Below are 24,469 nucleotides of genomic sequence, written 5' to 3' on the forward strand. Positions count from 1 at the left end.
CCTCAGTGATTGGAATAAGTGAATGGCGGACGGCACTACCCGTGGCAAGCGCAGGCTGGCCCGATTCGTGCGGGAGCTCCAGGAGAAGTCCGGTCTGACCCCCGAAGAGATCGCCAAGCAGATCCGCGTGTCCCGTCCGACGGTCACCCGATTGCTCGCCGGAACGCACCTGGCGAGGTGGCCGTCCCTCTCCGTGATCCTCGACGTGCTGGAGGCGACACCGGAGCAGAAGACGTTCCTGCTCCAGATGTGGGAGGTCGCCGACGTCGACAACGCGACCGTCGAGTACGCCGCCGCCCTCCCGATCAAGTACCGCCGGTTCCGCATGGACGAGCTGGAGGCGTACCGCGAACGCACGCTGGACGTCACGCACGTGCCGGGGATGCTCCAGACCCCGGCCTACGCGGAGGCCATCGCGCGCGCCTCGCACCGCCTGGTCATCGGCGAGGACTGGGACCGGACGGCGGCGGCCGAGCGGGCGACCCGTCGGCACCTGCTCGACCGCGAGGAGCCGTTCGAGTTCCACGCGCTGGTCGACGAGGCCGCGCTGCGCCGGGTGGTCGGCGGTGCCGAGGTCATGCGGGAGCAGATGGACTTCCTGGTCGAGTCGGCGGCGCGTCCGAACGTCACCGTCCAGGTGCTGCCGTTCGACCTCGGCGCGTACGGGCCGCAGCCGACCGCGTTGCTCCTCCTGCTGGACTTCCAGGAGGAGGACGCGCCCTGCGCGGCCTATACCGAAGAGATCTCGGGTCTTGCGATGCTGGAGGAGCAGGAAGAGGTGGAACCGCTGGACGGCATCTGGCGGGACGCCGCTGCGGCAGCCCTGTCGCCGGCGGAGTCCGTCGAGTTCATCAAAGCGGTACGCGACTCACTAGGAGACCGATGATCGAGCAGAGCTGGCGCAAGAGCCGCAGGAGCGCGTCAGCGGCGCAGTGCGTCGAGCTGGCCGTGACGGACGCGGTGACCGGTGTGCGGGACACGAAGAACCGCGACGGCGGGACGTTGATCTTCCGGGCGCGGGCCTTCCGGGCCTTCCTGGCCGAGGTCAAGTCGGCGCGGTGAGCGGTGGCGGGGCGTCCTCGCGGGGGCGCCCCGACCGCCGCGCGGCCCCGCGGGCAGATCGGCGGGTGCCCCCGCCCGGGGTGCGGCTAGGCTGCGCCCCATGACCAAGTGGGAGTACGCCACCGTCCCGCTGCTGATCCACGCCACCAAGGCGATCCTGGACCAGTGGGGCGATGACGGCTGGGAGCTCGTGACCGTCCTGCCCAACCCGAGCGGTGAGCAGCACGTGGCCTACCTGAAGCGGCCGAAGGCATGAGCTGGACGTCCCGCCTGGCGGAGCTGGGCGTGCGCCTGCCCGAGGTCGCGGCGCCCGTCGCGGCGTACGTGCCCGCCGTCCGCTCCGGGTCGCTGGTGTACACCTCCGGCCAGCTCCCGTTCGTGGCCGGGACGCTGGCCGCCACCGGCAAGGTCGGCGCGGACGTCAGCCCCGAGGAGGCCAAGGACCACGCCCGGACGTGCGCGCTCAACGCGCTGGCCGCGATCGACGCCCTGGTCGGGCTCGACTCGGTGGTCCGGGTCGTGAAGCTGACCGGGTACGTGGCCTCCGCCGAGGGGTTCACCGGGCAGCCGGCCGTCGTCAACGGGGCCTCCGAGCTGCTGGGCGAGGTCTTCGGCGACGCGGGCAAGCACGCGCGCGCGGCGGTCGGCGTGGCCGAGCTGCCGCTGGGTGCGCCGGTCGAGGTGGACCTGATCGTCGAAATCGGGGAGTGAGATGTCCGACACCCTGCACGAGCTGCTGCTGCGGCTGGCCGGCCGGCTGCCGGACGACGTGCTGTGGCGTTTCCGCGATTGGGCGGCCACGGACGCCGTGGCGGTGCTCGCGCGGGCGCTGCCCCGGACCCTGCTGCACGACCGGATCGGGCTGACCGACCACGAGCAGCGCCTGCTCGCGGACGCCTTGGTGCCGCACGGGGCGGATCTTTCCGCCATCAGTTCGGTCAAGGGACTGGACGAGGAGCCCGATCCCGGTTACACATTCACCCCGGAATCACCCGAACGGGTGCTGATGGGAGATTCCGCGACCGTGGTGCTCGGCGCGACCCTGCGCGGTCGCCTCGGGGTCGGCGAAGTCCGGTCCACGTGGCGGCGGGGCGGGGGCATGACCAGGAGGCTCATCCTGGTCGCGGCCACGACCGAGCACGCCCGGCTGGCAGGCGAACTCCAGCGGGTGCTGCGGGCGCTCGGTGAGCACGACCCCTGCGTCGAGGTCCTGCCCACCGGGCACGACCTGCCGCCCTACCACCGGGCGGCGTTGGCGGCTTCGGAGCTGGTTTGCGCCGGCGCCGAGGCCGACGGGCACCTGGTGCCCGTGTAGAGCTCGTCGCTGCCGCGCGGGCCGGAAGGAGAGCAGGCGTGACGAACGACGGAGTGGGACTGCCCGTCCGTTTACACGACCTCCTGTTGGCGCTGGCCGGACGCGTTGACGACGACGCGCTGACCCAGGCCCGGGAGCTGCTGGCCGTCGCCGAGCTGGACCGCGCGGTCGAGCTGGCGGTGGGCGTGCTGCTGGCCGGGCGCATCCCGGTGTCGGTGGACGAACGGCGCGAGATCGGGTGGCTGCTCGGCGAGGTCCGGTCGGACCCCGGCCTGGCGGACCGGTTGTTCGCGGTCGAGCAGGTTCCGCAGGCCCGGCACCGCTTCACCGTCGAGTCCGATCCGGCGGACGGGCTGGCCGAGGTGATCGGCAAGACCGCGTCGGTGCTGCCGGACGTGCGCTCGGTGCGCGCGACCTGGCGGTCCAGCCCGGCGGGGGCGACACCCGGCCCCCTGCCGCAGCGCGTGGTGCTCGTGGACATCGGCCCCTCGGGGTTCGCGCCGGCGACGGCGTACCGGGTGGACACGGTGCTGCGCCAGGCCGGCATCCGGGCGGTGGTCGAGGTGTTGACCGTCGGGGTGCCGCTGGGCGAGTACCACGCGGCGGCCACGACGACGGCCCGCGAGGTGTTCTTCCAGACCGCGACGCCGCCCGCGCCACCGGCGGACTCCGCGACCTGGTTCGACGGCGAGGTCCGGGATGAGGCACCGGTGGTCGAGCCGGAACCGGTGCCCTCGGAACCCGAAGCCGGCTCCACGCCCCGACGTGCCCGCGTTGACCCGTTCGAGGGTTCCCAGCCGTTCCCGCCCAAGCCCGTGAAGCGGCTGCCGGTGCGGGACGCGGCGGGCGACCACGAGCAGGCGCACGCCCCGGCCGACGAGCCGGTCGACGGCCCGGAGCCGGTGCGGGAGGACCCGCAGGTCGAGGCCGACCGGACCACCGGTCCCGACTTCGCCGGCCCTGCGCTGGTCGACGTCGACGCGCCGGCCGACCCGCGCGTCATGCCGGCGAACGGTGTCCACGTCGAGCCGATGAACGGTTCGCACGTCGAGCCGATGAACGGTGTCCACGTCGAGCAGGCGAACGGTTCGCACGTCGAGTCGGAGCCGGTTAACGGCGCACGCCCGGATTCGCACGACGTCCACGCGGACTACCCGCGCCCGCGCAACGGCGAGCCGCGCACCGAGGAGCCGCCGCTGTCGCGGGCCGAGGTGACGACCGAGCTGGGCCCGGACGACCTGGCTGCGTTGCAGGCGGCGCTGGCCGAGGGGCAGGCCCCGGCGGCGGTGCAGTTGCCGCCGACCGTGGACGCGAAGCTCAGCGACCGGGAGCGGGCGCTGCTCCAGCAGCTCCACGAGGAGCTGGCCCAGCGCGAGCAGCAGTCCTGGCCCGCCGGCCCCGAGTACGTCAACGGCGTGCGCAAGCCGAACAACGGCAAGTTCCCCGGCTGACACCCCGCACCCCGCCGTCCCCGACCCGGGAGCGGCGGGGTGTTCTCGACCGGCTAACTTTCAGGGAGCTTACCTGAAAGATCTGCCGGTTCGAGCCCTCTGAGGGCGTCGAGGAGGGTGGCCCGGTCCTCGGGTCGCAGCGCGCGGTAGGGGACGGAAGCGGCGCGGTCGGTCGCGGTGACGACCCGGCGGCGGACCGGGTCGTCGGACGGCATCGCGTCCGTCGCCGAGTCCTGGGCCGTCAGGCCCTCCGCCTTCCGGGCGGCGTCGTGGGCTTCGGCCCTGTGGTCGCGCAGGGCCCGCAGCAACCCGACCAGCCCGTCCGTCGCCGTGGTACCGGACTTCGCCCTCGACAGCAGCTCGTCCACGGCGCCGTCGACCGCCGGCAGCGCGGGACCGCGATCCGGGACCGCCAGGCGGTGCAGCTCCCCGGCGACCTCGGCCGCCGTCGCGCAGGCGTCAGCGGCGTCCAGGGCCAGCGCGCTGGACGCCCTCAGGTCCTCGTCCTCGCGCGCGTCCAGGGCCTGCCGGAAGTGCTCCTGGGCCCCGCGCCAGTCGCCCTGGTCGTAGCGGGACTTGCCGGCGTGCTGGTGCGCGAAGTCCGCCACCGGGCCGTCGAACCACCGGGCGTACTCGGCGTCGGCCTCCGCGTACCTCCCCTGCCACTGCCACACGTGCGCCAGCCGCAGGTGCGCCGCCGGGCCGGGTTCCAGGGTCAGGGCCGTGAGCAGCGCCTGCTCCGCCACGTCCAACCGCCCCAGCAGGCGCGCGGCCAGGCCGCGTTCGGTCCACGCGCGGTGGGTCCGGGGGCGGGGATCGGCGAGGACGCGCTGCAACGCGGCTTCGTCAGCGGGGATCTCCTTCAGCGTCAACGGGTCCACGTGGTAGGCCAGTGCCGGGGAGTCCACTACGCCTCGGCCTTCCGCCTCGCCTGGTCGATGACCCGTTGGAGGTGCAGACCCCGGCGCACGTCGCACCGGTGGGTCGTCGTGCCGCTGTGGACCATCGCCACGAAGTCGTCCAGCAGGTTCGTGTAGCACTGCTGCGCCGTCGTGCCGCGATCCGCGAGCACCCGGTACCCGTGGTCCCCGAAGACGCTCACCTCGGCGATGGCGGGGTTGAGCGGCACGGTCATGGTCAGCGTGGCACTGCTGGTCGCGCCGCCCTCGTGCGCGAACACGAACTGCCACAGGCCGGCGTCGGACCGGTGCGCGGCGATGACGTCGGTGATCGTGCCCAGGGCGGCGTCGAGCAGGTCGAACGCGTGCGGGCCGATGTCGTCCAGCGGTCCGCGCTCGTGCCGCCACGGCGAGTTCGAGTACGGGCCCTCCAACAGCGCGCCGGTCAGCCACCGCGCGTTCCCGCCGGCCCACCCGCCCGCCGCGCGCAACTGGGACAGCTGCTCCTCGGTCTCCGGGGCGAACCGCCGGGTCAGCACCACCAGCGACGCCACGCCGGCTCCCGACACGGTGTCCGCCAACCGCTCCGCCTCGTCCACGGTGGACGCGATCGGCTTCTCCAGGATGACGTGCTTGCCCCGCCCGGCCGCCTCGGTGGCGATCTCGGCCTGGACGGCCGGCGGCACGGCGAACGCGACGGCGTCCACAGCGGACAGCAGCTCGTCGGGTGAGCCGGCGACCTCCGCGCCGTAGGTCTCGGCCAGTTCCGAAGCGGCCCCGGGACGGCGGGCCCACACCGAGGTCAGCCTCGTGCCGGGGTGGTCGGCCAGGCCGGGCGCGTGCACCCGGTGCGCCCACGGTCCGGCCCCGACAAGTCCTACGCGCAGCTGCTCGTCCACGCCGCCCATGCTGTCACGTCCGCCACACCGTCACCGGCCGCCGGAGTACGCCGAAGCGGGGACGAAGATCCGCCCGCCGTTGTCGAACCGGAGTTCCACACCGGCCTCGCCGCGCACCACCTCCGGGGTGTGGCCCCAACCGCCGGGGACCTCCACCACGTGCCCCCGGTCCTCGCTGCGCCCCAGCCACACCTCGTAGTCGGGGCTGCCCAGCAGGCTCTCCCGCTTCTTCACCCACACGCCCGGCGTGCCCTGGTCCGCGCCGACGGTCTCGGTGGACGGCAGGAGCGCCACCACGGCCAGCACGACCGTCATCCCGGTCCCGAGCACCGCGCCCAGGACGAACAGCAGCACCTTGGCCAGGCACCCCTTGGTCGTGGTGTCCACGGGCAACGATCCTCGTCGTAGGCTCGGGACCGTGCGCGAGCTTCCCGAGGAACTGGTTCTGCCGCCCGGCATGGTGCCCGACGTCGTCCCGGCGGTCCCGGTGACCCCCCGGGACGCCGCCACCGTCATGCTGCTGCGCGACGGCGAGGCCGGCTTGGAGGTGTTCCTCCAGCGCCGGGTCCGGGGCATGGCGTTCGCGGGCGGGATGACGGTCTTCCCCGGCGGCGGGGTCGACCCGCGCGACGGGGACGCGTCGGTCGCGTGGAGCGGGCCGCCGCCGGAGTGGTGGGCGACCCGGTTCGCGGTGACCGCCGAGCTGGCCCGCGCGCTGGTCTGCGCGGCGGTGCGGGAGACGTTCGAGGAGTCCGGCGTGCTGCTCGCCGGGGCGTCCGGCGACTCGGTCGTGGCGGACACCGCGCGGTACCGCGACGCCCGCCGGGCGCTGGTGGCGCGGGAGCTGTCCTTCGCCGGGTTCCTCCAGGCCGAGGGGCTGGTGCTGCGGGCGGACCTGCTGCGACCGTGGACGAACTGGGTCACGCCCGTCGAGGAGCCCCGGCGCTACGACACGCGGTTCTTCGTGGCCGTGCTGCCGCAGGGCCAGCGGGCCGACGGGTGGACCACCGAGGCGGCGGACGCGGTCTGGCAGACGCCGAGGGCCGCGCTGGCGGACTGGCAGGGGGGACGGCGGATGCTCATGCCGCCGACGTGGGTGACGTTGACGGAGCTGGCCGAGTACGCGGGGGTGTCGGACGTGCTGAGCGCGCCGCGCGCGGTGGAGAAGATCGTGCCCAAGCTGGTGCGGGACGGGGACGCGGTCCGGGTGATCGTCCCGTGAGCCCGGATCGTCCCGGGAGCCCGGAGTACGGGCGGTTGCGCGAGGTGACGCCGTTCGCGTCGGTCGTGCTCGCGGAGAACCCGTCGGTGATGACGTTGGAGGGCACGAACACCTGGCTGCTGCGCGCGCCGGGGTCGGCGTCGTGCGCGGTGGTCGACCCCGGGCCGCTGGACCGGGGCCACCTGGAGCGGGTCGCCGCGCTCGGGCCGGTGGACGTCGTGCTGCTCACCCACGGCCACCACGACCACTCGGAAGGCGCGGCCGAGTTCGGCGCGCTGGTGGGTGCGCCGGTCCGCGCCCTGGACCCGCAGCTCTCGACCGCCGGGCCGGCGGGTGCACGCGGGGGGCGGCTGGTCGGCGGTGAGGTGATCGGGGCGGGCGGGCTGGAGATCCGGGTGCTGGCCACGCCGGGGCACACCGACGACTCGCTGTGCTTCCTGGTGGAGGACGCGGTGCTGACCGGTGACACCGTGCTGGGCCGGGGGACCACCGTGCTCGACGGCAGCCTCCGGGACTACCTGGCCTCGCTCGCGCTGCTCGCCGACCTGCCGCCGGGCACGACCGGTCTGCCCGGCCACGGGCCGGAGATCGCGGACATCGTCCCGGTCGCGCGGCAGTACCTGGCCCACCGCGAGCAGCGGCTCGCGCAGGTGCGCGCGGCCGTCGCGGAACTCGGCGGCTCGCCCACGGCCCGCCAGGTGGTGGAACTGGTCTACGCGGACGTCGACCGCTCGCTGTGGCCGGCCGCCGAGTGGTCCGTGCGGGCGCAGCTGGAGTACCTGGCCGACGCGGGCGCGAGCACCGACGCGGGCACGAGCACCGACCCCGCCTGACCGGCCGGCGAGCGAACCCGCCACCGGACCCGCCCAGCGCCGACCCGCCACCGGGCGGGCTGTCGTCGGGCCTGCGCGGTGCCGACCCCGCCCAGTGCCGACTCTGCCCGGCGTGGAGCGACCCGCGCAGGACCGGCCCGGTGCCGGGTCGGTCCTGCGCGCGGTCCGGTTGCGGGTGGTCCCGTGGCGCGGGGCGTGACCGGGGTGGGAGCGTGCGGGCCCTGCGGAGTGGGCCGTGCGGTGCGTTCCCGGGCCTGGTCGGCTGCGGAGGTGCCGGGTCAGGCGACCGTGCGCAGGGGGACCACCAGGTACTTCAGCTCGACACCGTCCTCTCCTGGTTGCGAGGTGAGCACGGTCGAGCGCAGGCCGTCCTGGATGCGGAGCTCCACCCGCCTGCCGCTGAACGCCCGGAGGGCGTCGGCCAGGTACCTGGCCTGGAACGTCTTCGTGACGCGGTTGCCTTCGATGGTGGCCTTGACCGACTCCTCGGACTCGCCGGTCTGCGGGTCGCTGCCGCGCACCCTCAGCTCGCTGTCCTCGACCTGCAACGTCACGGAGCCGTGCGGGCCTGAGTACGGAGTCGCCCGGCGGACCGCCCCCGCCAGGGCGTCCGCCTCCACCACCACAGTGCTGTCGATGATCGCCTCCAGCAGTTTGCGGGCTCGGTCGTCGGGGAACGGTGCGGCCAGGAGGGTGGTGCTGACGCTGCCGCCCGGCCACGAAAGGGCGATGCGGTCCTCGTCCGCGTGAATGGTCACGACAGTGTGCTGCGGAAGACGCGAGACGTCAGCCATTAGAGCGGCCGGAGCGAGGACGTTCAGGGAACCTTCAGCCGTCCAGGGGATGGTGGCGAACGCCATCCGGTAACGGTCCGTGGCGATCAGCTCCAGGCGGTCGCCGACCGCGAGCATCCGGACCCCGGTGAAGATCGGCAGCGCGTCGTCCTTCGAGGTCGCGCCGGCCACCGGGGCCAGCACCGAGGCCAGCACGGCGGACGGCAGCCGCCCGGCCGCCGGGGGCAGCGCCGGCACGCCGGGGTGCGAGGCGAGGTCGAGCAGCGGCAGGGCGAACCGGGCGGCGCTGGTGCGCACGGCCAGCCTGGACCCCTCGACGACCAACCGGACTTGCTCGTCCTCCAGGCCGCGCAGGGTGTCGGCCAGCGGCCGGGCCGGCACCAGGGCCGCCCCGTCGGTGTGGGTGGTGGCCGGTCGGGAGAGCCGGACCGCGTGCTCCCGGTCGCTGCCGACCAGCTCCACCCCGTCGGGGCCGGCGCGCAGCACGAGCCCGGCCAGCACGGGGTCGAGCACCCTGGTCGGCAGGAGGCGGGCGACCTCGGTCGCGGCGGCGGCGAGGTCTGCGGTGGTCGCGGTCAGGTCCATGGGCGCACGCTAGCGACGGGCACCGACAATCACGTGATCACCGCAGGTCGGGGCGGAAAGCGCGGCGGCGGCCCCCGGTATCCCGGAGGCCGCCGCCGAAAGCCCGCAGGGGGTCAGCGCGAGGCGAGGTCCATCTCGTCCTGGCGGGCCGGCACACCTGCGGCGACCGTGCCCCGGAACGCCCAGACCAGCGCGGCGATCGCCAGCCCGGCCGCAGCGGCGGCCAGGAACGCGGCACCCGTGCCGCTCGCCTCGACCAGTTGGCCGCTGAGGAACTGGCCGACCGCCAGCCCCACGGTGACCGCCGTGACCACCCAGCCGAACGCCTCGGTGGCGGTGCCCGCCGGGGCGACCTGCTCGATGGCGGCGGAGTGGGTGGTGGCCTGCGGCGTGATCAGGGTGCCGACCACGAGCAGGGCCAGGCCCAGGCCGATCAGCGTGGTCGGGACGGCCAGCAGCAGCGACAGCAGCGCGAACCCGCCGAGCAGCACCGGCAGCCGCAGGTGCATCGCCTTGGGGAACGGCTTCATCGCGTAGAGGACGCCGAACAGCACCGAGCTGACCGACCACAGGCTCAGCAGCAGGCCGCCCAGCCCGAAGTGGCCCGCCTCCTCGGCCGCCGCCGGGACGGCGACCTCGATGAACCCGATGGTCACGCCGAAGCCGAGCGCGGCCAGCGCCACCGTGCGCATCCCGGGGGAGGCGAGCGCGCCCAGCAGGCTGCGGGCGGTCTTGTCCGGCTGCACGGCCCGGACCGTGGGGTTGAGCGCGAACCAGAGCGCGCCGACCACCATCGAACCCGCGCCGATCACCACGCCGGTGCCCGCCCAAGGAGCCGTGACCAGCAGCCCGGCCAGGCCGGGGCCGAGGATGAAGAACACCTCCATGCTGATCGCCTCGTAGGCGTACCCGGCGAGCCGGACCGAGCCGGCGGGCACCATGTGCGCCCACAGGGCACGGGAGGCGGAGCCGACCATCGGCTCGTTGAACCCGACCGCGAACGCCACCGGCACCAGCAGCCCGAGCGGGGCCCGGGTCTCCACGGCGATCACGGCGAGCGTCACGAACACGACGAACAGCGTCACCGCGCCGAGCAGCGGCCGGGTCGGGCCGAACCGGTCCATCAGCCGGCCCTGGACGATCGAGCCGACCGCCACGCCGATCAGCGACGCCGCCGAGACCAGGCCCGCCGCGGCGAACGAGCCCGTCTCCAGCTTGACGTAGAGCAGCATGGAGAGGCCGACCATGGCGATGGGCAGCCGGGCGAGCAGCGACGCGATGACCGGGCCGCGCATCCCGGGGGTGGTCAGGGCGGTGCGGTAGTCGGCGAGGCGGGCAGACTGGGACATGCGTACCAGGATGCCGCAATTGGTACGACCGTACCAGTGTTTTCCCGGTTAGGTCGGTCACCACGACCGTGTGTTGCAATTCGGTTACAACTGTGGGATGACCGGGTGAAACCACGCAACGAAAGCGCTGTTCAGGGTGTCCTTGAGGGTGAACGGGCTTGAGTTCGGTGGTGGGTGCCGTGCGATCGTTGGCGTACCACCGCCGGCCGGTTTACCCCGAGGTCATCGGTGGTAACCAGACCTCCTTCCGGCGCCAGAGGGTCGGGGCCTGCGGCGTCGGAGGTGTGGAGGAGCGCGGTCTGTCGGGGGATGGGCCGCGCAACACGACAAGACCGGTGCGCCGCGTCGGGGGCGGCGCCCGGTCTTGTCGTCGTATGAGCTGTCGGACCTCGCCCTAGCGGGCCCGTCGGGCCAGTCGCTCCGGGTCGAGGATCAGCACGCTCTTGCCCTCCAGTCGCAGCCAGCCCCGGTGGGCGAAGTCGGCCAGGGCCTTGTTCACCGTTTCCCGCGACGCGCCGACGAACTGGGCGATCTCCTCCTGCGTCAGGTCGTGGGTGACCCGCAGCAGGCCGGCCTCCTGGCTGCCGAAGCGCTGCGCGAGCTGCAACAGCGCCTTGGCGACGCGACCGGGCACGTCGGTGAAGATCAGGTCGGCCAGCATCGAGTTCGTCCGGCGCAGCCTCCGGGCCAGCGCCCGCAGGAGCTGCTCGGCGATCTCCGGCCGGTTGGTGATCCACTGCCGCAGCGCCGGTCGGTCCATGCTCACCGCGCGCACCTCGGTCACGGTGGTGGCGGTGGACGTGCGCGGACCGGGGTCGAAGATCGACAGCTCGCCGAACATGTCGGAGGGCCCGAAGATCCCCAACAGGTTCTCCCGACCGTCCGGCGACTTGCGGCCGATCTTCACCTTCCCGGACTGGATGATGTAGAGCCGGTCGCCCGGCTCGCCTTCCGCGAAGATCACGTGGCCACGCGGGAATTCAACGGACTCCAGCGTCTGCGCCAGTGCCTCCGCTGCAGCCGGTTCAACCCCCTGGAAAATGCCCGCGCGGGCCAGGGTCTCGTCCACCTCGTCCCTCCTGTCGAGACGCGACGGCTGGTCGAGCGCGTTCCGCCTTCTGGCGGATCAGCGCCTGCCGTCGATCACTGAGTGCAGTCTAAGCGCTGTGGGGTGGATCGCCTTTCGGCACGCCGCCGCACAGCCCCCGGACAGCCCGAAAAGGCCCACCGGGGGTGACCCCGCGGGCCTCGCCGGTTCTTGCCCCGCTAGCGGCGGGTGCGCCGCTGACGCAGGTTCCTGGCACGACCGCCCAGCCTGCGCAGCCGGAACAGCTCCAGCGCGCGGCCGATGCCGTGCCCGTAGAGGGCCCTGACCTCGTCGGGGCGTGCCGACTCCAGGAACTCCTCGACCTCGTCCTCCTGGACGGCGACGTGGCGCAGACGAGCTTCAACGCGCTCCATGAAGAGCGCGAAGAACATGATCACGATCGGAACGGCGATGACGAACCAGGCAGTCATGATGGCTCCGATCCTTGCGCATCCCTTGTCGACGCGCATCCGAGGGGGTCTCTGTTCCGCATCGAGCTCGTCTTGTATGAGTGGACGCGCACCTCGCCCGCCGGTTGCGCCGGGGTCGCGGGTCGCCGCGACCCGCTGGTCCGACCGGGCGTGTCGGTCGGTGGCAGTAGCCTTCAACCATGGCTCGCAGCACGGTCAAGAAGCCGGAGACCCCGCTGGGCCTCACCCGGCGCGCTCGCCGGATGGTCCGCGTCCTGCACCTCGGGTACCCCGACGCGCACTGCGAACTCGACTTCACGACCCCGTTGGAACTGCTGGTCGCCGTGGTCCTCTCCGCGCAGACCACGGACGTCCGGGTGAACATGGTCACCCCGGCGCTGTTCCGGCGCTACCGGAAGGCCGCCGACTACGCCTCGGCCGACCGCACCGAGCTGGAGGAGCTGATCCGCTCCACCGGCTTCTACCGCAACAAGGCCACCTCGTTGATCGGCCTGGGCTCCGCGCTGGTGGAGCGGTTCGGCGGCGAGGTGCCCGGCACGCTGGCCGAGCTGGTCACGCTGCCCGGCGTCGGCCGCAAGACCGCGAACGTGGTCCTCGGCGACGCGTTCGGCGTGCCGGGGATCACCGTCGACACGCACTTCGGCCGGCTGGTCCGCCGCTGGGGCTGGACGCAGGAGGAGGACCCGGTCAAGGTCGAGCACGCCGTCGGCGCGCTGGTCGAGCGCAAGGACTGGACGCTGCTCTCGCACCGGACGATCTTCCACGGCCGGCGCGTCTGCCACGCCCGCACGCCCGCCTGCGGCGCGTGCCTGCTGGCCCCGCTGTGCCCCTCCTACGGCACCGGGCAGGTCGACCCGGCCAAGGCCGAGAAGCTGGTCAAGGGCGAGGAGGCACCGCACCTGATCGCGCTCGCCGAACGGGTCCGGGCGGGGGAGAGGCTGGCGTGAGCCGCACTGCCCGGTGGGCCGCCGTCGCCCTGGTGCTCGCGGTGGCCGGGGTGGTGGCCCTGTGGCCGCGCACGCCCGACGCCGCACCGCCCGACGCCGCCCCGCCCGACGGCCGCCCGGCCGCGTCCGGCCGACCGGTCCAGGACCTGGCGCACCTGCGCGAGCGGGCCGCGCTGGACCCCTGCCCCCGGGGCGGGGACGGGCCCGGGGTGCTGCGCGGCGTGACCGCCACGTGCCTGGGCGACGGCTCCGCGATCGACGTGGCCACCGCCCTGCCGGGGCGCGCGGTGGTGAACTTCTGGGCGACCTGGTGCGGTCCCTGCCAGGGGGAGCTGAAGGTGCTCGACGCCTACGCGCGGGAGCCGGGCGCGGTACCGGTGCTGACCGTGCTGGTGGAGAGCAAGGAGGGGGACGGCCTGGAGCTGCTGGCCAAGCTCGGCGTGCGCCTGCCCGCCGTGTTCAGCGAGCCGGACGCGGTCCGCGCGGCCGTGCGCCCCCGCCCCGGTATGCCGGTGACCTACGTGGTGGGCGCGGACGGCGTGCTCGCCGAGGTCACCAAGTACCCGGTGCTGACCAGCGTCGAGCAGGTGCGCGAGGTGGTCGGGTGAGCGCCCTGGTGAGCCCGGACGACGTCCCCGAGTGGATGAGCGGGCTGGTCAAGGCCACGGCCGAGGTGGACGCCCGCGCGTTCTCCCGGCTGTCGCCGCCGCCGGGCGGCGCGGCGCGCGCGGCGGCCGTGCTCATGCTGTTCGGCGAGGGCCCGGACGGCCCGGACGTGCTGCTGCTGCGCCGCGCGGACACCCTCGGCTCGCACCCCGGCCAGGTGGCCTTCCCCGGCGGCGCGGCCGACCCGACCGACGACGGCCCGGTGGACACGGCGCTGCGCGAGGCGTTCGAGGAGACCGGCGTGCTGCGCTCCGGCGTGCGCCCGGTCGCCCGGCTCCCGGAGCTGTACGTGCCGGTGTCGGACTTCGTGGTGACCCCGGTGCTCGCGCACTGGGACGAGCCGTCGCCGGTCGCGCCGGTCGACTTCAACGAGACCGCCGCCGTGGCCAGGGTGCCGGTCGCGCACCTCGCCGACCCGGCGAACCGGTTCCGCGTCGCCCACTCGTCCGGCTACACCGGCCCCGCGTTCTCCGCGCCTGGCATGTTGGTGTGGGGGTTCACCGCCGGGCTGGTCGACGGTTTGCTCGCCCTGGGCGGCTGGGAACGACCGTGGGACAGGACCGACGTGCGCGACCTTGAGCTAGCGTTGCGCGCTACGTGACGGAGGTTGGGCTGCGTGAACTGGGTTGACCTGCTTGTCCTGGCGCTGGCCGCCTTCGCCGCGGTCTCGGGCGCCCGGCAGGGCATGGTCGTCGCGCTGCCCGCGTTCGTCGGGGTGCTGATCGGCCTGGTCCTCGGCACGCAGCTCGCGCCGCTGGTGGTCGCCCAGTTCGAGAACGTCGTCACCAAGGTCGTCTTCGCGGTCGGGATCGTGGTGCTGCTGGTCGCGCTGGGCGAGACGCTGGGCGTGTACGTCGGCCGGACCATCAAGCCCAAGGTCAACTCCACCCCGCTGCGCGGCGCGGACAACGCGCTGGGCGCGATCGTGCAGGGCGCGGTGGTGTTCGTCGTGGCGTGGATGATCGCGCTGCCGCTGACCATGGTCGCCGGCCTGCCGTCGCTGGCCAAGGCGCTCAACCAGTCGGTGATCCTCTCCACGGTGGACGGCACCATGCCGCAGGCCGCGCGGACGCTGTCCGAGGACCTGCAGAACCTGTTCGACGTGTCGGGCTTCCCGGCGGCGATGGACCCGTTCAACCGGACGCCGCTCAAGGAGGTCGGCCCGCCCGACCCGGCGCTCTTGGCCAACCCGGTCGTGCAGAAGCTGCGGCCCAGCGTGCTCAAAGTGCGCGGGCGCGCGCCGTCGTGCTCGCGGGCGTTGGAGGGCACCGGCTTCGTCATCTCGCCGGAGCGGGTGATGACCAACGCGCACGTCGTGGCCGGCACCAGCGAGGTCACCGTGGAGGTCGGGCGCGGCCAGTTCGACGCGACCGTCGTGCACTACGACCCGCAGACCGACGTGGCGATCCTGGCCGTGCCGGACCTGGAGGCCGAGCCGCTGGTGTTCCGCACCGACGAGATCGAGCAGGGCGAGGACGGGATCGTCCTGGGCTACCCGCTGGACGGGCCGTACACGGCGTCCGAGGCGCGGGTCCGCGAGCGCATCCCGATGCTGCGCGGCCCGGACATCTACGACGCGGCGACCGTCACGCGGGACGTGTACACGGTCCGCGCGAAGGTCCGCAGCGGCAACTCCGGCGGCCCGCTGGTCGACACGCAGGGGCGGGTGATGGGCGTGGTGTTCGGCGCGGCCGTGGACGACCAGGAGACCGGGTTCGTGCTCACCGCGCAGGAGGTGGCCAAGGAGGTCGCCGAAGCGCCCGCGCAGGTCCGGCGCGCTTCCACGCAAACCTGCGCCTCCTGATCACCGGATCTCCACAACCCGCTGCTTGGCTGGCGGGGTGGACGCGATCGGGTACTTGGACGCGGTGGCGCGGCACGACACCGCGCGGGCCTACAAGCAGCGGCTGCTGGGCGAGCTGGACGTGTGGCGGCGGCACACCGTGCTGGACGTCGGCTGCGGTCCGGGCACGGACCTGGTCGACCTCGCCGCGACCGGCGCGGAGTGGGTGATCGGCGTCGACGCCGACCCGGGGATGGTGGCGGCGGCGCGCGAGCGCACCGGGGAGTACCCGGCGGTCGACGTGCACCTGGGCGACGCCGCCGCGCTGCCGCTGGCCGACTCGACGGTCGACCGGGCCCGGCTGGACCGGGTGCTGCACCAGGTGGCGTCGCCGGAGGCGGTGCTGGTCGAGCTGCACCGGGTGCTGCGGCCGGACGGGATCGCCGTGGTGGCGCAGCCGGACTGGGACACGATCACGGTCGACCCGGGCGACGTGCGGGTGAACCGGGCCGTGCGGGAGTTCCTGTGCGACCACGTGGTGCCGGGCGCGACGGTGGGCCGCCGGGTGGCGCGGCTGGCCGGCCAGGCCGGCTTCGAGGTGGACCTGCGGGTGACCGCGCCGGTGATCCGGGACTTCCGGGACGCCGACGAGATCCTGGGGCTGCGGCGCACCGCGCAGCGGGCCGTGCGCGGGGGCGGGCTCGCGCGGGCGGAGGCCGAGCGGTGGCTGCACGACCTCGGCACCAGGCCGTTCCTGGCGACGTTCGTGCTGTTCAGCGCGGTGCTGCGGCCCCGCGCAGGAACTCGGTGATCAGCCTGCTCGTGGTGTTGGGCGCTTCCTGGTGCGGGAAGTGCCCCACCTCGGGCAGGCTCTGGAAGCGGGAGTTCGGGCCCACCCACTGGCCCGAGTCGGCGGCGGTGGTCGCCAGCATCACCGGGTCGTCCGCGCCGTGCACCTGGAGCACGGGCATGGACAGCCTGCGGTCCACGGCCTCGGCGAACCGGCGGCCGTCGCCCCGCAGTTGCGAGCGCACCGCCCACCGGTAGTACTCCAGCGCGCAGTGCGCCGCGCCGGGCACCCGCAGGGCCTCGCTGTTGCGCCGGACCACCTCGTCGTACTCCGGCGACACCGTCCACTTGGGACCCGCCCACGCGGAGAGCAGCCGGGCGACCTCCGCGCCGCCGTCCCGGGTCAGCTTGCGCTCGGGGTGCAGCGGGACCTGGTAGCGGAAGACGTGCGCGCTCGCCCGGCCCTGCCGGCGCGGGTGGCGGCGGATCGCGCGGCGCAGCGCCAGCGGGTGCGGTGCGGCGATCGCGGTGACCGAGTGGACCAGCCGGGGGTGCATGGCGGCGACCGTCCACGCGAGCAGGCCGCCCCACGCGTGGCCGACGAGGTGCGCCTTGGCCGCGCCGAGCGCCTTGACCAGGCCCGCGACGTCGCCGGCGAGCGTGAAGCCGTCGTAGCCGCGCGGTGGCTTGTCCGAGTCGCCGTAGCCGCGCAGGTCGACCGCCACCGCCCGGTAGCCGGCCTCGGCCAGCGCCGGGAGCTGGTGCCGCCACGACCACCAGAACTCCGGGAACCCGTGCAGCATCAGCACGAGCGGGCCGTCACCCAGTTCGGCGACGTGCAGCCGGATGCCGTTCGCGGACACGTCCCGGTGCGCCCAGGGCCCGGGGACCCGGACCGTCGACGGGTCCGGCGGCAACCGCACGGCGCTGCTCAGGACTCGTCGCCGCGGTGGGTGAGCGCCGCGACGGTGTCCTTGGCCGACTCGATGGTCCGGGTGGGCGCGCGCAGCTTCTTCAGCTTGCGGTAGCCGAGGAACGCGAACGCGCCCACGCCCAGCAGCATCACGCCGAACACGATCAGGAACGACGCCCAGCGCGGCAGCCACTCCGCCAGCAGCTCGGCGGCGAAGAAGAAGAAGAAGAACGAGCTGAACAGCAGGATCGTCAGCGCGACGATGAAGTAGACGCTGCCCTTGAGCCCCTTCTTCACCTCGCCGGTGATCTCCGACTTGGCGAGCTCGACCTCGGCCCTGACCAGGGTGGACAGGTGCGAGGTGGCATCGCGGACCAAGCCGCCGATGGACGTCTCCTGCGCGATCCCGGCCGCGCTCTCCGCGGTCAACGGGATCGACGGGACTGGGGGCAGTGCGCTGCCGTTGGTGTTCTCCCGAGCGCTGGTCACGCCGCTCATCGTGCCACGGACGAGATCGCGGGGCCCCTCGACCGGCGGATCAGGCGTCATCGTCGGCGCGTCGGTGCACCCGGCTGCGCCGCACCAGCAGCACGGCCGCGAGCAGCGACGCCGCCAGCGACGCCAGCAGCACGGCGGCTTTGGCCTGCTCGGCGGCCGGGCCGTCCAGCGCGAGGTCGGAGATGAGCAGGCTGACCGTGAAGCCGACCCCGCCGAGCATGGCGACCGCGACGATGTCGCGCGGTCCCGCGCCCCTCGGCCACACCGCCGCCCGGAACAGCACGGCGAGCGCGGACGCGCCGACGATGCCGACCACCTTGCCCACCACGAGCCCGAGGATGATGCCGAGCGCGATCTTGTCCCGGAACAGCGCGCCGAGGGCGTCGCCGCTCACCGGCACACCGGCCGCGAACAGGGCGAACACCGGGACCGCGACCCCGGCCGACCACGGCTGGAGGCGGTGCTCCAGGCGCAGTGCGGGCGCGTGCTGCTCGTAGGGGTCCTTGCGCACGCGGGTCAGCAGCGCCAGCGCGACGCCCGCGATGGTGGCGTGGACGCCCGCCGCGTGCACGGCGACCCACGTGCCGACCGCGATCGGGACGTACAGCCACGGCGTGGTGACCCGCCTGTGCTGGAGGTAGGCGTACAGCGCCATCAGCGCCACGGCGGCGATCGCCGCGAGCAGGTCGAACTTCGCCGTGAACAGCACCGCGATGAGCAGGATCGCGCCCAGGTCGTCCACCACGGCCAGGCTCAGCAGGAACACCCGCAGGCTGTTCGGCAGCCCGGACGCGGTGATGGCCAGCACGCCCAGCGCGAACGCGATGTCCGTCGCCACCGGGATCGCCCACGCCCGTTCGATGCCGGGCTCGCCCCACCCGACCCCGAGCGCGATCGCCGCCGGCACGACCATCCCGCCGACCGCCGCGACGACGGGCAGGATCGCCGCCTTCACGCTGTTCAGCTCGCCGATCACCAGTTCGCGCTTGAGCTCCAGCCCGGCGACGAAGAAGAAGACCGCGAGCAGGCCGTCCTTCGCCCAGTCCCCGACGCTCAGGCTCAGCCCCAGCGAGGACGGTCCGATGTGGAAGTCCCGCACCGCCTGGTAAGCGCCGCTCACCGGGGAGTTGGCCAGCAGCAGCGCGATCGCCGTGGCTCCCAGCAGGACCATGCCGCCGACGGTCTCGGTGCGCAGGTAGCGGGCGAAGTCCGCGACGGCGTTCTGCTTGCGGCTCAACGGTGGCTCCAGGTGGGTCGGCTACGGATGATCCTCGTGCCGACCAGACTTCCCGGCTCACCTGCGGGCAATGTTAACGCGGAAGGGTGCCCGCCGCAGCGGCGGGCACCCCCCGGGTGGTGCTCAGTCCTCCGCCGAACCCGACTTCAGGCCGCTGGAGATGAGGTCCATCACGGACGAGTCGGCGAGCGTGGTGACGTCGCCGACCTGGCGGTTCTCCGCCACGTCGCGCAGCAGCCTGCGCATGATCTTGCCGGAGCGGGTCTTCGGCAGCTCCGGCACGACCAGGATCTGCCGGGGCTTGGCGATCGGGCCGATCTCCTTGGCCACGTGGTCGCGCAGCGCCTTGATCGCCGCCGCGCCGTCCGAGCCCTCGGCCACCCCGCCGCGCAGGATGACGAACGCGACGATGCCCTGGCCGGTGGTCGGGTCGGCCGCGCCGACGACCGCCGCCTCCGCCACGGTCGGGTGCGAGACCAGCGCGGACTCCACCTCGGTGGTGGAGATCCGGTGGCCGGACACGTTCATCACGTCGTCCACCCGGCCCAGCAGCCAGATGTCGCCGTCGTCGTCGTACTTCGCGCCGTCGCCCGCGAAGTAGAAGCCCTGCTCGCCGAAGCGGGACCAGTAGGTGTCGCGGTAGCGGGCCTCGTCGCCCCAGATGCCGCGCAGCATCGACGGCCACGGCTGGTCGAGCACCAGGTAGCCGCCACCGCCGCGCGGGACCTCCGCGCCGGTGTCGTCGACCACCTTCGCGCCGATGCCGGGCAGCGGGCGCTGGGCCGAACCGGGCTTGGTGGAGGTCGCGCCGGGCAGCGGCGAGATCATGATCGCGCCGGTCTCGGTCTGCCACCAGGTGTCCACGATGGGCGTCCGGCCGCCGCCGACGTTCTCCCGGTACCAGATCCACGCCTCGGGGTTGATCGGCTCGCCGACGCTGCCCAGCACGCGCAGCGAGGACAGGTCGTACTTGGCCGGGATGTCCGGGCCCCACTTCATGAAGGTGCGGATGAGCGTGGGGGCGGTGTAGTAGATCGAGACGCCGTACTTCTGCACGATCTCCCAGTGCCGGCCTTCGTGCGGGGTGTTCGGCGTGCCCTCGTAGACGACCTGCGTGACGCGGTTGGACAGCGGGCCGTAGACGATGTAGCTGTGGCCGGTGACCCAGCCGATGTCGGCGGTGCACCAGTACACGTCGGTGTCGGGCTTGAGGTCGAACACGTTGTGGTGCGTGTAAGACGCCTGGGTCAGGTAACCGCCGGACGTGTGCAGGATGCCCTTCGGGTTACCCGTCGTGCCGGAGGTGTAGAGGATGAACAGCGGGTGCTCGGAGTCGAACGCCTCCGGGGTGTGCTGCTCGGACTGGCGGTCCACCAGGTCGTGCCACCACAGGTCGCGGCCCTCGGTCCACTCGACGGCGGAGTCCGTGCGCTTGACCACGAGCACGTGCTCGACGCTGTCCGCGTTCGCCACCGCCTCGTCCACGGCCGGCTTGAGTGCCGCCGGGTTGCCGCGCCGGTACTGGCCGTCGGTGGTGATGACCAGCTTGGCCTGCGAGTCCTCGATGCGGGTGCGCAGCGCCTCGGCGGAGAAGCCGCCGAACACGACGCTGTGCAGCGCGCCGAGCCGGGCGCAGGCGAGCATGGAGAAGATCGCCTCGGGCACCATCGGCATGTAGATGGCGACCCGGTCCTCGGCGCCGACACCCAGCTCGACGAGCGCGTTCGCCGTCTTGGAGACCTCGCGCTGGAGGTCGGCGTAGGTGATGGCGCGGCTGTCGCCGGGCTCGCCCTCCCAGTGGATGGCGACCTGGTCGCCGTGGCCGGACTCGACGTGCCGGTCCACGCAGTTGTAGGCGACGTTGAGCTTGCCGCCGACGAACCACTTGGCGAACGGGGCGTCCGACCAGTCGAGGACCTGCGTCCACCGGGTGTCCCACGCCAGCCGCTCGGCCTGCTGCGCCCAGAACGCGTCGCGGTCGGCCGCTGCCTCGTCGTAGAGCGCCGGCGTGGCGTTGGCCTGGGCGGCGAACTCCGCGCTCGGCGGGAACGTCCGGTTCTCGGTGAGCAGGTTGTCCAGGGCCGGTCCCTGGGCTTGCGGCTGGGTCATGGTGCGAGGACCTCCTGAATCCGTGGGGGTGCGCACTGACGGTAGTGCGATCCGGCTCACTGCGCACCCAAAAGGTTCAGACCAATTTCAAGCATGGTCGAAACACGTGGGTAACTGTGTAACCCGGCGCGGCCCGCCTGACCATGGTGATCCCGCTGACTGGCACGGTGCCGGCGGCCCGCAGCGCCATTCGTGAGCAGGCTCACGCCGCCAAACGGGCCTTCACCGCCGGCCACTCCGGCGCGGTCACCGAGTACACGACCGTGTCGCGCAGCGTCCCGTCCGGTCGGACGCGGTGCGCCCGCAGCACGCCCTCGCGGGTCGCGCCGAGGCGTTCGATCGCGCGCTGTGACCGCTCGTTGAGGCCGTCGGTGTGCCAGCCGACGCGGTGCGCGCCCAGGTCCTCGAACGCCCGGGTGAGCAGCAGCAGCTTCGCGTTGCGGTTGAGCGCGGTGCGCTGCCAGCGCGCGCCGATCCACGTGTAGCCGATGTACAGGCCCCGGTGGACGGGGTCGATCTCGTAGTACGACGTGGTGCCGGCGACCTCGCCGGTCGCCGGGTCGACCTGCGCCCAGGCCCGGCGGACCGGGTCGGCGAGGATCGTCTCGACCATGGTCGCGGCCTCGGTGGGGGTCTGCGGCTGCCGCACGCTCAGCCACGTCCAGATCGCGGGGTCCTTGCCGGCTTCGAGCAGACCTTCGGCGTGGTCGACGGTCAGCGGTTCCAGGCGCACGTGGTCACCGACGAGGGTGGGGCGGTCGTACCAGGTCATGGCCCGACCCTAGGCTCCTCAGTGGCCCCTTGTCACGGCCATTGCCGGGAAGGTCCGAGAGGCCACTTACCGGCGGGTAGTGTGCTCCGGCGTGACCGATCCGCTTGCCCCGCTGCTGGACCTGCCCGGTGTGGCCGACGCCGTCCAGTCCGCCCGCGACGCCGTGTTCCAGGTGCACCGGCACCGGGTCAACCTGCGCGGCTGGGCCACCACGGCGGCCGAGGCGTCGGTGCGCGCCGCGCGCGCCTCGGCGGCCCTCGACGGCGGGCCCACCGCGATCCCCGAGGACGGCACGGTCGCCGACCCCGTGCTGGCCGGGTCGCTGCGGGTGGCCGAGGCGCTGGGCGTCGTCCTGCCGACCTGGCAGCGCGCGCCGCTCCAGGCGCTGGCCCGGCTGCACGTGCTCGCGGGCGCGGACCTGGGCGTGGAACGCGGCCGGCCGCGCAGCGCACCCGGCATCTCCGAGCGGCTGGACCTGCTGGCCGGGCTGGTGACCGGCGGGACGTCCGCGCCGGGGCCGCTGGTCGTGGCCGTCGTGCACGGCGAGCTGATGGCGCTCGCGCCGTTCGCCACGGCCAACGGCGTGGTGGCCCGCGCCGCCTCCCGGCTGGCGTCCATCGCGACCGGCCTGGACCCCAAGTCGCTGGGCGTGCCCGAGGTGGCCTGCCTGCGCCGGCAGGACGACTACGCCGCCGCGCTGCACGGCTTCTCCACCGGCGAACCGGACGGCGTGGCGAAGTGGGTGCTGTTCTGGTGCGAGGCGCTGGAGGCCGGCGCCCGCGAAGCCCGCAGCATCGCGGACGCCGCCTCCGCTTAGCGGTCCCGACCGCTAGAGCAGTTCCTTCAGGACCGCCGCAGCGCGTTCGGCGTCCTCGAACGAGTTGTAGAGCGGCGCGAAGCCGAACCTCAGCACGTCCGGCGGGCGGTGGTCGCCGATCACGTCCCGCTCGATCAGCCGCCGCATCACCGACTCCGCGTCGGCGTGCCGCAGCGAGACCTGGTGGCCGCGCCACTCGTCGGCCGGGGTGATCACCTCGACCCCCGGCAGCCCCTCGACCAGCTCGCGGAAGTGCGCGGTCAGGGCCAGGCCCTTCGCCCGGACGTCCCGCAGGTCGACCTGGTCCCAGACGTCCAGCGCGGCGTCCAGGGCCAGCATCGACACGATGTCCGGCGTGCCGGCGCGGGCCCGCGAGACACCCGGGTCGGGCGTGTAGTCGGGAGTCATGGCGAACGGCGCGCGGTGCCCGGTCCAGCCCGTCAGCGGCTGGTGGAAGCCCGCCTGCGCGCCCGTCGGGACGTAGATGAAGGCGGGCGAGCCCGGACCGCCGTTGAGGAACTTGTAGGTGCAGCCGACCGCGAGGTCGACCCCCAGCCGGTCCAGCTCGATCGGCAGCACGCCGACGCTGTGGCACAGGTCCCAGACGACCTTCGCGCCCGCCGCGTGCACCCGCCCGGTCAGCTCGGCCATGTCCAGCAGGCGGCCGGTCCGGTAGTCGACGTGGTTGAGCAGCACGACGGCGGTCCGCTCGTCCACGACCAGGTGCGCGGGGTCGACGGGCCGCAGCACCAGGCCGGTCAGGTCGGCGACGGACCGCGCGATGTAGCCGTCCGTCGGGAACGTGCCCGCGTCCACCACGATCTCCGACCGGTCCGTGCCCCGGACCGCCGCCATCAGCGCCTTGAACAGGTTCACGCTGGTCGAGTCGGCCACCACGACCTGGCCCGGTGCCGCGCCGACCAGCCGGCCGATCCGGTCGCCGACCCGCTCCGGTGCGCGCCACCAGCCCTCGGACCAGCTGCGGATCAGCCGCCGGCCCCACTGGTGCGCGATGACGTCCTGCACCCGCGCCGCGACGTTGCGCGGCGGTGCGCCCAGCGAGTTGCCGTCCAGGTAGACGACCGCGTCGTCCAGGTCGAACAGAGCGCGGACGTGCGCCAACGGGTCGTGGTTCACACGTAGCTCCGGGCGGTCCACAGCTCAGGGAAGATCGACCGGCGGGTGCGCTTCTCCAGCCACGCCACGCCCGCCGACCCGCCCGTGCCGACCTTCGCGCCCATCGAACGCCGCGTCGCCAGCAGGTGGTCGTAGCGCCAGCGGGCGAACTCCTCGGCGAGGTCGGTCAGCGCCTCGCCGAGTTCGAGCAGGTCACGTGAACCGTCGCGGTAGATGTCCGCCCACACGCGCTCGACGTCCGCGTTCGGCTCGTAAGGCTCGGCGAGGTCCCTCTTGAGCACGTCCTCCGGGATCGGCAGGCCGTGGCGGTGCAGCGCGGCCAGCACGTCGTCGTAGAGGCTCGGTTCGTTGAGCAGGGCTTCCAGGGCGTCGTGCTGGGCGGGCACGGCGCGGTGCGGCACCAGCATCGAACGGGACTTCTCGCCGAGCAGGAACTCCACCTCGCGGTAGCGGCCGGACTGGAAGCCGGACCCCTCGCCCAGCGCATCCCGGAACGAGTTGAACTCGGTCGGGGTCATCCGGGCGATCGGCCGCCACGCCGCGTTCAGGCCCTGCATGTGCAGGTCGCTGCGCTTGAGCGTGCGGACGGCGGCGCGCAGGTCGTCGGCGCGCAGCTCCTGCTGCGCCTGTCGCCACTCGAAGCACAGCAGGCCGAAGTACAGCTCCATGATCTGGGTGATCACCAGGAACGACATCTCGCGCGGGTCCTGGGACCACTGCTGCTGCAACGAGTGCAGCACGGAAGCGTGCACGTAGTCCTCGTAGGGCGTCGTGCCGCCGAAGTCCAGTTTGGGTGCGACCGGGCATTCCATGTCTTCATCATGGCGGCCGTTTTCGCTGATCTGAATGGCCGTCGTGGGCCGTTCCACGCCGA

Annotated in this window: 28 protein-coding genes; 14 read left to right on the forward strand and 14 right to left on the reverse strand. The window is 73.3% G+C overall.

What is annotated here, in order from left to right; genetic code table 11:
- Positions 1 to 22 precede the first annotated feature (22 nt).
- From AB0I60_RS12160 to AB0I60_RS12185, 6 genes are all read left to right on the forward strand, one after another.
- Positions 23 to 886 (forward strand): helix-turn-helix transcriptional regulator, encoded by an 864-nt coding sequence (locus tag AB0I60_RS12160; RefSeq protein ID WP_360728297.1) that lies wholly within the window; start codon positions 23 to 25, stop codon positions 884 to 886.
- Complete coding sequence (locus AB0I60_RS12165) at positions 883 to 1,062, forward strand: DUF397 domain-containing protein (RefSeq protein ID WP_360728300.1); 180 nt, start codon at positions 883 to 885, stop codon at positions 1,060 to 1,062. Before AB0I60_RS12160 ends, AB0I60_RS12165 begins: the two co-directional genes overlap by 4 nt.
- Positions 1,063 to 1,162: 100 nt before the next feature.
- Complete coding sequence (locus tag AB0I60_RS12170; protein ID WP_204842736.1) at positions 1,163 to 1,318, forward strand: hypothetical protein; 156 nt, start codon at positions 1,163 to 1,165, stop codon at positions 1,316 to 1,318.
- Complete coding sequence (locus AB0I60_RS12175) at positions 1,315 to 1,773, forward strand: RidA family protein (protein ID WP_360728303.1); 459 nt, start codon at positions 1,315 to 1,317, stop codon at positions 1,771 to 1,773. Before AB0I60_RS12170 ends, AB0I60_RS12175 begins: the two co-directional genes overlap by 4 nt.
- A gap of 1 nt (position 1,774) precedes the next feature.
- A complete protein-coding gene (locus tag AB0I60_RS12180) occupies positions 1,775 to 2,377 on the forward strand; it encodes a hypothetical protein (protein ID WP_360728306.1) in 603 nt (200 codons plus the stop codon).
- A gap of 38 nt (positions 2,378 to 2,415) precedes the next feature.
- Entirely contained in the window at positions 2,416 to 3,828 is a 1,413-nt protein-coding gene (locus tag AB0I60_RS12185) for a hypothetical protein (RefSeq protein WP_360728308.1), read from the forward strand.
- Positions 3,829 to 3,881: 53 nt separating this feature from the next.
- Here the strand turns inward: AB0I60_RS12185 and AB0I60_RS12190 are convergent, their stop codons facing one another.
- Genes AB0I60_RS12190 through AB0I60_RS12200 form a run of 3 tightly spaced genes read right to left on the reverse strand, consistent with a single transcriptional unit; the run spans position 3,882 to position 6,013 of the window.
- On the reverse strand, positions 3,882 to 4,736 hold the full coding sequence (locus tag AB0I60_RS12190) for a hypothetical protein (RefSeq protein WP_360728311.1): 855 nt from the start codon (positions 4,734 to 4,736) through the stop codon (positions 3,882 to 3,884).
- Positions 4,736 to 5,635: a Gfo/Idh/MocA family oxidoreductase gene (locus AB0I60_RS12195; RefSeq protein WP_360728313.1), complete on the reverse strand. Its 900-nt coding sequence runs from the start codon at positions 5,633 to 5,635 to the stop codon at positions 4,736 to 4,738. The genes AB0I60_RS12190 and AB0I60_RS12195 overlap by 1 nt, the downstream gene beginning before the upstream one ends.
- 21 nt (positions 5,636 to 5,656) lie before the next feature.
- Positions 5,657 to 6,013: a hypothetical protein gene (locus AB0I60_RS12200; RefSeq protein WP_360728316.1), complete on the reverse strand. Its 357-nt coding sequence runs from the start codon at positions 6,011 to 6,013 to the stop codon at positions 5,657 to 5,659.
- 70 nt (positions 6,014 to 6,083) lie between these two features.
- Here AB0I60_RS12200 and AB0I60_RS12205 point away from each other — a divergent pair, with 70 nt between their 5' ends.
- Both AB0I60_RS12205 and AB0I60_RS12210 read left to right on the forward strand, forming a co-directional pair.
- Positions 6,084 to 6,848 (forward strand): NUDIX hydrolase, encoded by a 765-nt coding sequence (locus AB0I60_RS12205; protein ID WP_360728559.1) that lies wholly within the window; start codon positions 6,084 to 6,086, stop codon positions 6,846 to 6,848.
- Positions 6,845 to 7,681: an MBL fold metallo-hydrolase gene (locus tag AB0I60_RS12210; RefSeq protein WP_360728319.1), complete on the forward strand. Its 837-nt coding sequence runs from the start codon at positions 6,845 to 6,847 to the stop codon at positions 7,679 to 7,681. Before AB0I60_RS12205 ends, AB0I60_RS12210 begins: the two co-directional genes overlap by 4 nt.
- 278 nt (positions 7,682 to 7,959) lie before the next feature.
- On the opposite strand, the gene dnaN is transcribed toward AB0I60_RS12210, so the two are convergent.
- The 4 genes from dnaN to AB0I60_RS12230 form a co-directional block, all read right to left on the reverse strand.
- Positions 7,960 to 9,060 (reverse strand): DNA polymerase III subunit beta, encoded by a 1,101-nt coding sequence (gene dnaN, locus AB0I60_RS12215; RefSeq protein WP_360728322.1) that lies wholly within the window; start codon positions 9,058 to 9,060, stop codon positions 7,960 to 7,962.
- A 113-nt stretch (positions 9,061 to 9,173) separates the two neighbouring features.
- Positions 9,174 to 10,409 carry an MFS transporter gene (locus AB0I60_RS12220; RefSeq protein ID WP_360728325.1) on the reverse strand — a complete coding sequence of 412 codons (1,236 nt, stop codon included), beginning with the start codon at positions 10,407 to 10,409 and terminating at the stop codon, positions 9,174 to 9,176.
- Between the two features lie 394 nt (positions 10,410 to 10,803).
- A complete protein-coding gene (locus AB0I60_RS12225) occupies positions 10,804 to 11,478 on the reverse strand; it encodes a Crp/Fnr family transcriptional regulator (protein ID WP_015097742.1) in 675 nt (224 codons plus the stop codon).
- Between the two features lie 197 nt (positions 11,479 to 11,675).
- Entirely contained in the window at positions 11,676 to 11,927 is a 252-nt protein-coding gene (locus tag AB0I60_RS12230) for a hypothetical protein (protein ID WP_015097743.1), read from the reverse strand.
- A gap of 179 nt (positions 11,928 to 12,106) precedes the next feature.
- Between AB0I60_RS12230 and nth the strand changes: the two genes are divergently transcribed.
- Genes nth through AB0I60_RS12255 form a run of 5 tightly spaced genes read left to right on the forward strand, consistent with a single transcriptional unit; the run spans position 12,107 to position 16,134 of the window.
- Positions 12,107 to 12,874: an endonuclease III gene (nth, locus tag AB0I60_RS12235; RefSeq protein WP_360728327.1), complete on the forward strand. Its 768-nt coding sequence runs from the start codon at positions 12,107 to 12,109 to the stop codon at positions 12,872 to 12,874.
- A complete protein-coding gene (locus AB0I60_RS12240) occupies positions 12,871 to 13,482 on the forward strand; it encodes a TlpA disulfide reductase family protein (protein WP_360728329.1) in 612 nt (203 codons plus the stop codon). Before nth ends, AB0I60_RS12240 begins: the two co-directional genes overlap by 4 nt.
- 35 nt (positions 13,483 to 13,517) lie before the next feature.
- Entirely contained in the window at positions 13,518 to 14,141 is a 624-nt protein-coding gene (locus AB0I60_RS12245) for a CoA pyrophosphatase (RefSeq protein WP_360728562.1), read from the forward strand.
- 15 nt (positions 14,142 to 14,156) lie between these two features.
- On the forward strand, positions 14,157 to 15,344 hold the full coding sequence (locus tag AB0I60_RS12250) for a MarP family serine protease (RefSeq protein WP_360728332.1): 1,188 nt from the start codon (positions 14,157 to 14,159) through the stop codon (positions 15,342 to 15,344).
- A gap of 37 nt (positions 15,345 to 15,381) precedes the next feature.
- Positions 15,382 to 16,134, forward strand: a complete 753-nt coding sequence (locus tag AB0I60_RS12255; protein ID WP_360728335.1) for a methyltransferase domain-containing protein — start codon at positions 15,382 to 15,384, stop codon at positions 16,132 to 16,134.
- Here AB0I60_RS12255 and AB0I60_RS12260 read toward each other — a convergent pair.
- The 5 genes from AB0I60_RS12260 to AB0I60_RS12280 all read right to left on the reverse strand — a co-directional run bounded on the left by AB0I60_RS12260 (position 16,097) and on the right by AB0I60_RS12280 (position 21,641).
- The gene (locus tag AB0I60_RS12260; protein ID WP_360728337.1) at positions 16,097 to 17,035 is read right to left on the reverse strand and encodes an alpha/beta hydrolase; all 939 of its coding nucleotides are present in this window, start codon (positions 17,033 to 17,035) and stop codon (positions 16,097 to 16,099) included. The genes AB0I60_RS12255 and AB0I60_RS12260 overlap by 38 nt on opposite strands.
- An 8-nt stretch (positions 17,036 to 17,043) precedes the next feature.
- Positions 17,044 to 17,523 (reverse strand): phage holin family protein, encoded by a 480-nt coding sequence (locus AB0I60_RS12265; RefSeq protein ID WP_360728340.1) that lies wholly within the window; start codon positions 17,521 to 17,523, stop codon positions 17,044 to 17,046.
- 40 nt (positions 17,524 to 17,563) lie between these two features.
- Complete coding sequence (gene nhaA / locus AB0I60_RS12270; RefSeq protein WP_360728343.1) at positions 17,564 to 18,760, reverse strand: Na+/H+ antiporter NhaA; 1,197 nt, start codon at positions 18,758 to 18,760, stop codon at positions 17,564 to 17,566.
- A 123-nt stretch (positions 18,761 to 18,883) separates the two neighbouring features.
- Positions 18,884 to 20,869, reverse strand: a complete 1,986-nt coding sequence (gene acs / locus AB0I60_RS12275; protein ID WP_360728345.1) for an acetate--CoA ligase — start codon at positions 20,867 to 20,869, stop codon at positions 18,884 to 18,886.
- Between the two features lie 202 nt (positions 20,870 to 21,071).
- The gene (locus AB0I60_RS12280) at positions 21,072 to 21,641 is read right to left on the reverse strand and encodes a GNAT family protein (protein ID WP_360728347.1); all 570 of its coding nucleotides are present in this window, start codon (positions 21,639 to 21,641) and stop codon (positions 21,072 to 21,074) included.
- A gap of 91 nt (positions 21,642 to 21,732) precedes the next feature.
- Here AB0I60_RS12280 and AB0I60_RS12285 point away from each other — a divergent pair, with 91 nt between their 5' ends.
- Positions 21,733 to 22,458: an oxidoreductase gene (locus AB0I60_RS12285; protein ID WP_360728348.1), complete on the forward strand. Its 726-nt coding sequence runs from the start codon at positions 21,733 to 21,735 to the stop codon at positions 22,456 to 22,458.
- 12 nt (positions 22,459 to 22,470) lie between these two features.
- Here the strand turns inward: AB0I60_RS12285 and kynU are convergent, their stop codons facing one another.
- Both kynU and AB0I60_RS12295 read right to left on the reverse strand, forming a co-directional pair.
- Positions 22,471 to 23,595 carry a kynureninase gene (kynU, locus tag AB0I60_RS12290; RefSeq protein ID WP_360728350.1) on the reverse strand — a complete coding sequence of 375 codons (1,125 nt, stop codon included), beginning with the start codon at positions 23,593 to 23,595 and terminating at the stop codon, positions 22,471 to 22,473.
- On the reverse strand, positions 23,592 to 24,407 hold the full coding sequence (locus AB0I60_RS12295) for a tryptophan 2,3-dioxygenase family protein (RefSeq protein ID WP_360728352.1): 816 nt from the start codon (positions 24,405 to 24,407) through the stop codon (positions 23,592 to 23,594). Before AB0I60_RS12295 ends, kynU begins: the two co-directional genes overlap by 4 nt.
- Positions 24,408 to 24,469: the final 62 nt, after the last annotated feature.

The sequence above is a fragment of the Actinosynnema sp. NPDC050436 genome (assembly GCF_040655415.1).
Lineage (GTDB): Bacteria > Actinomycetota > Actinomycetes > Mycobacteriales > Pseudonocardiaceae > Actinosynnema.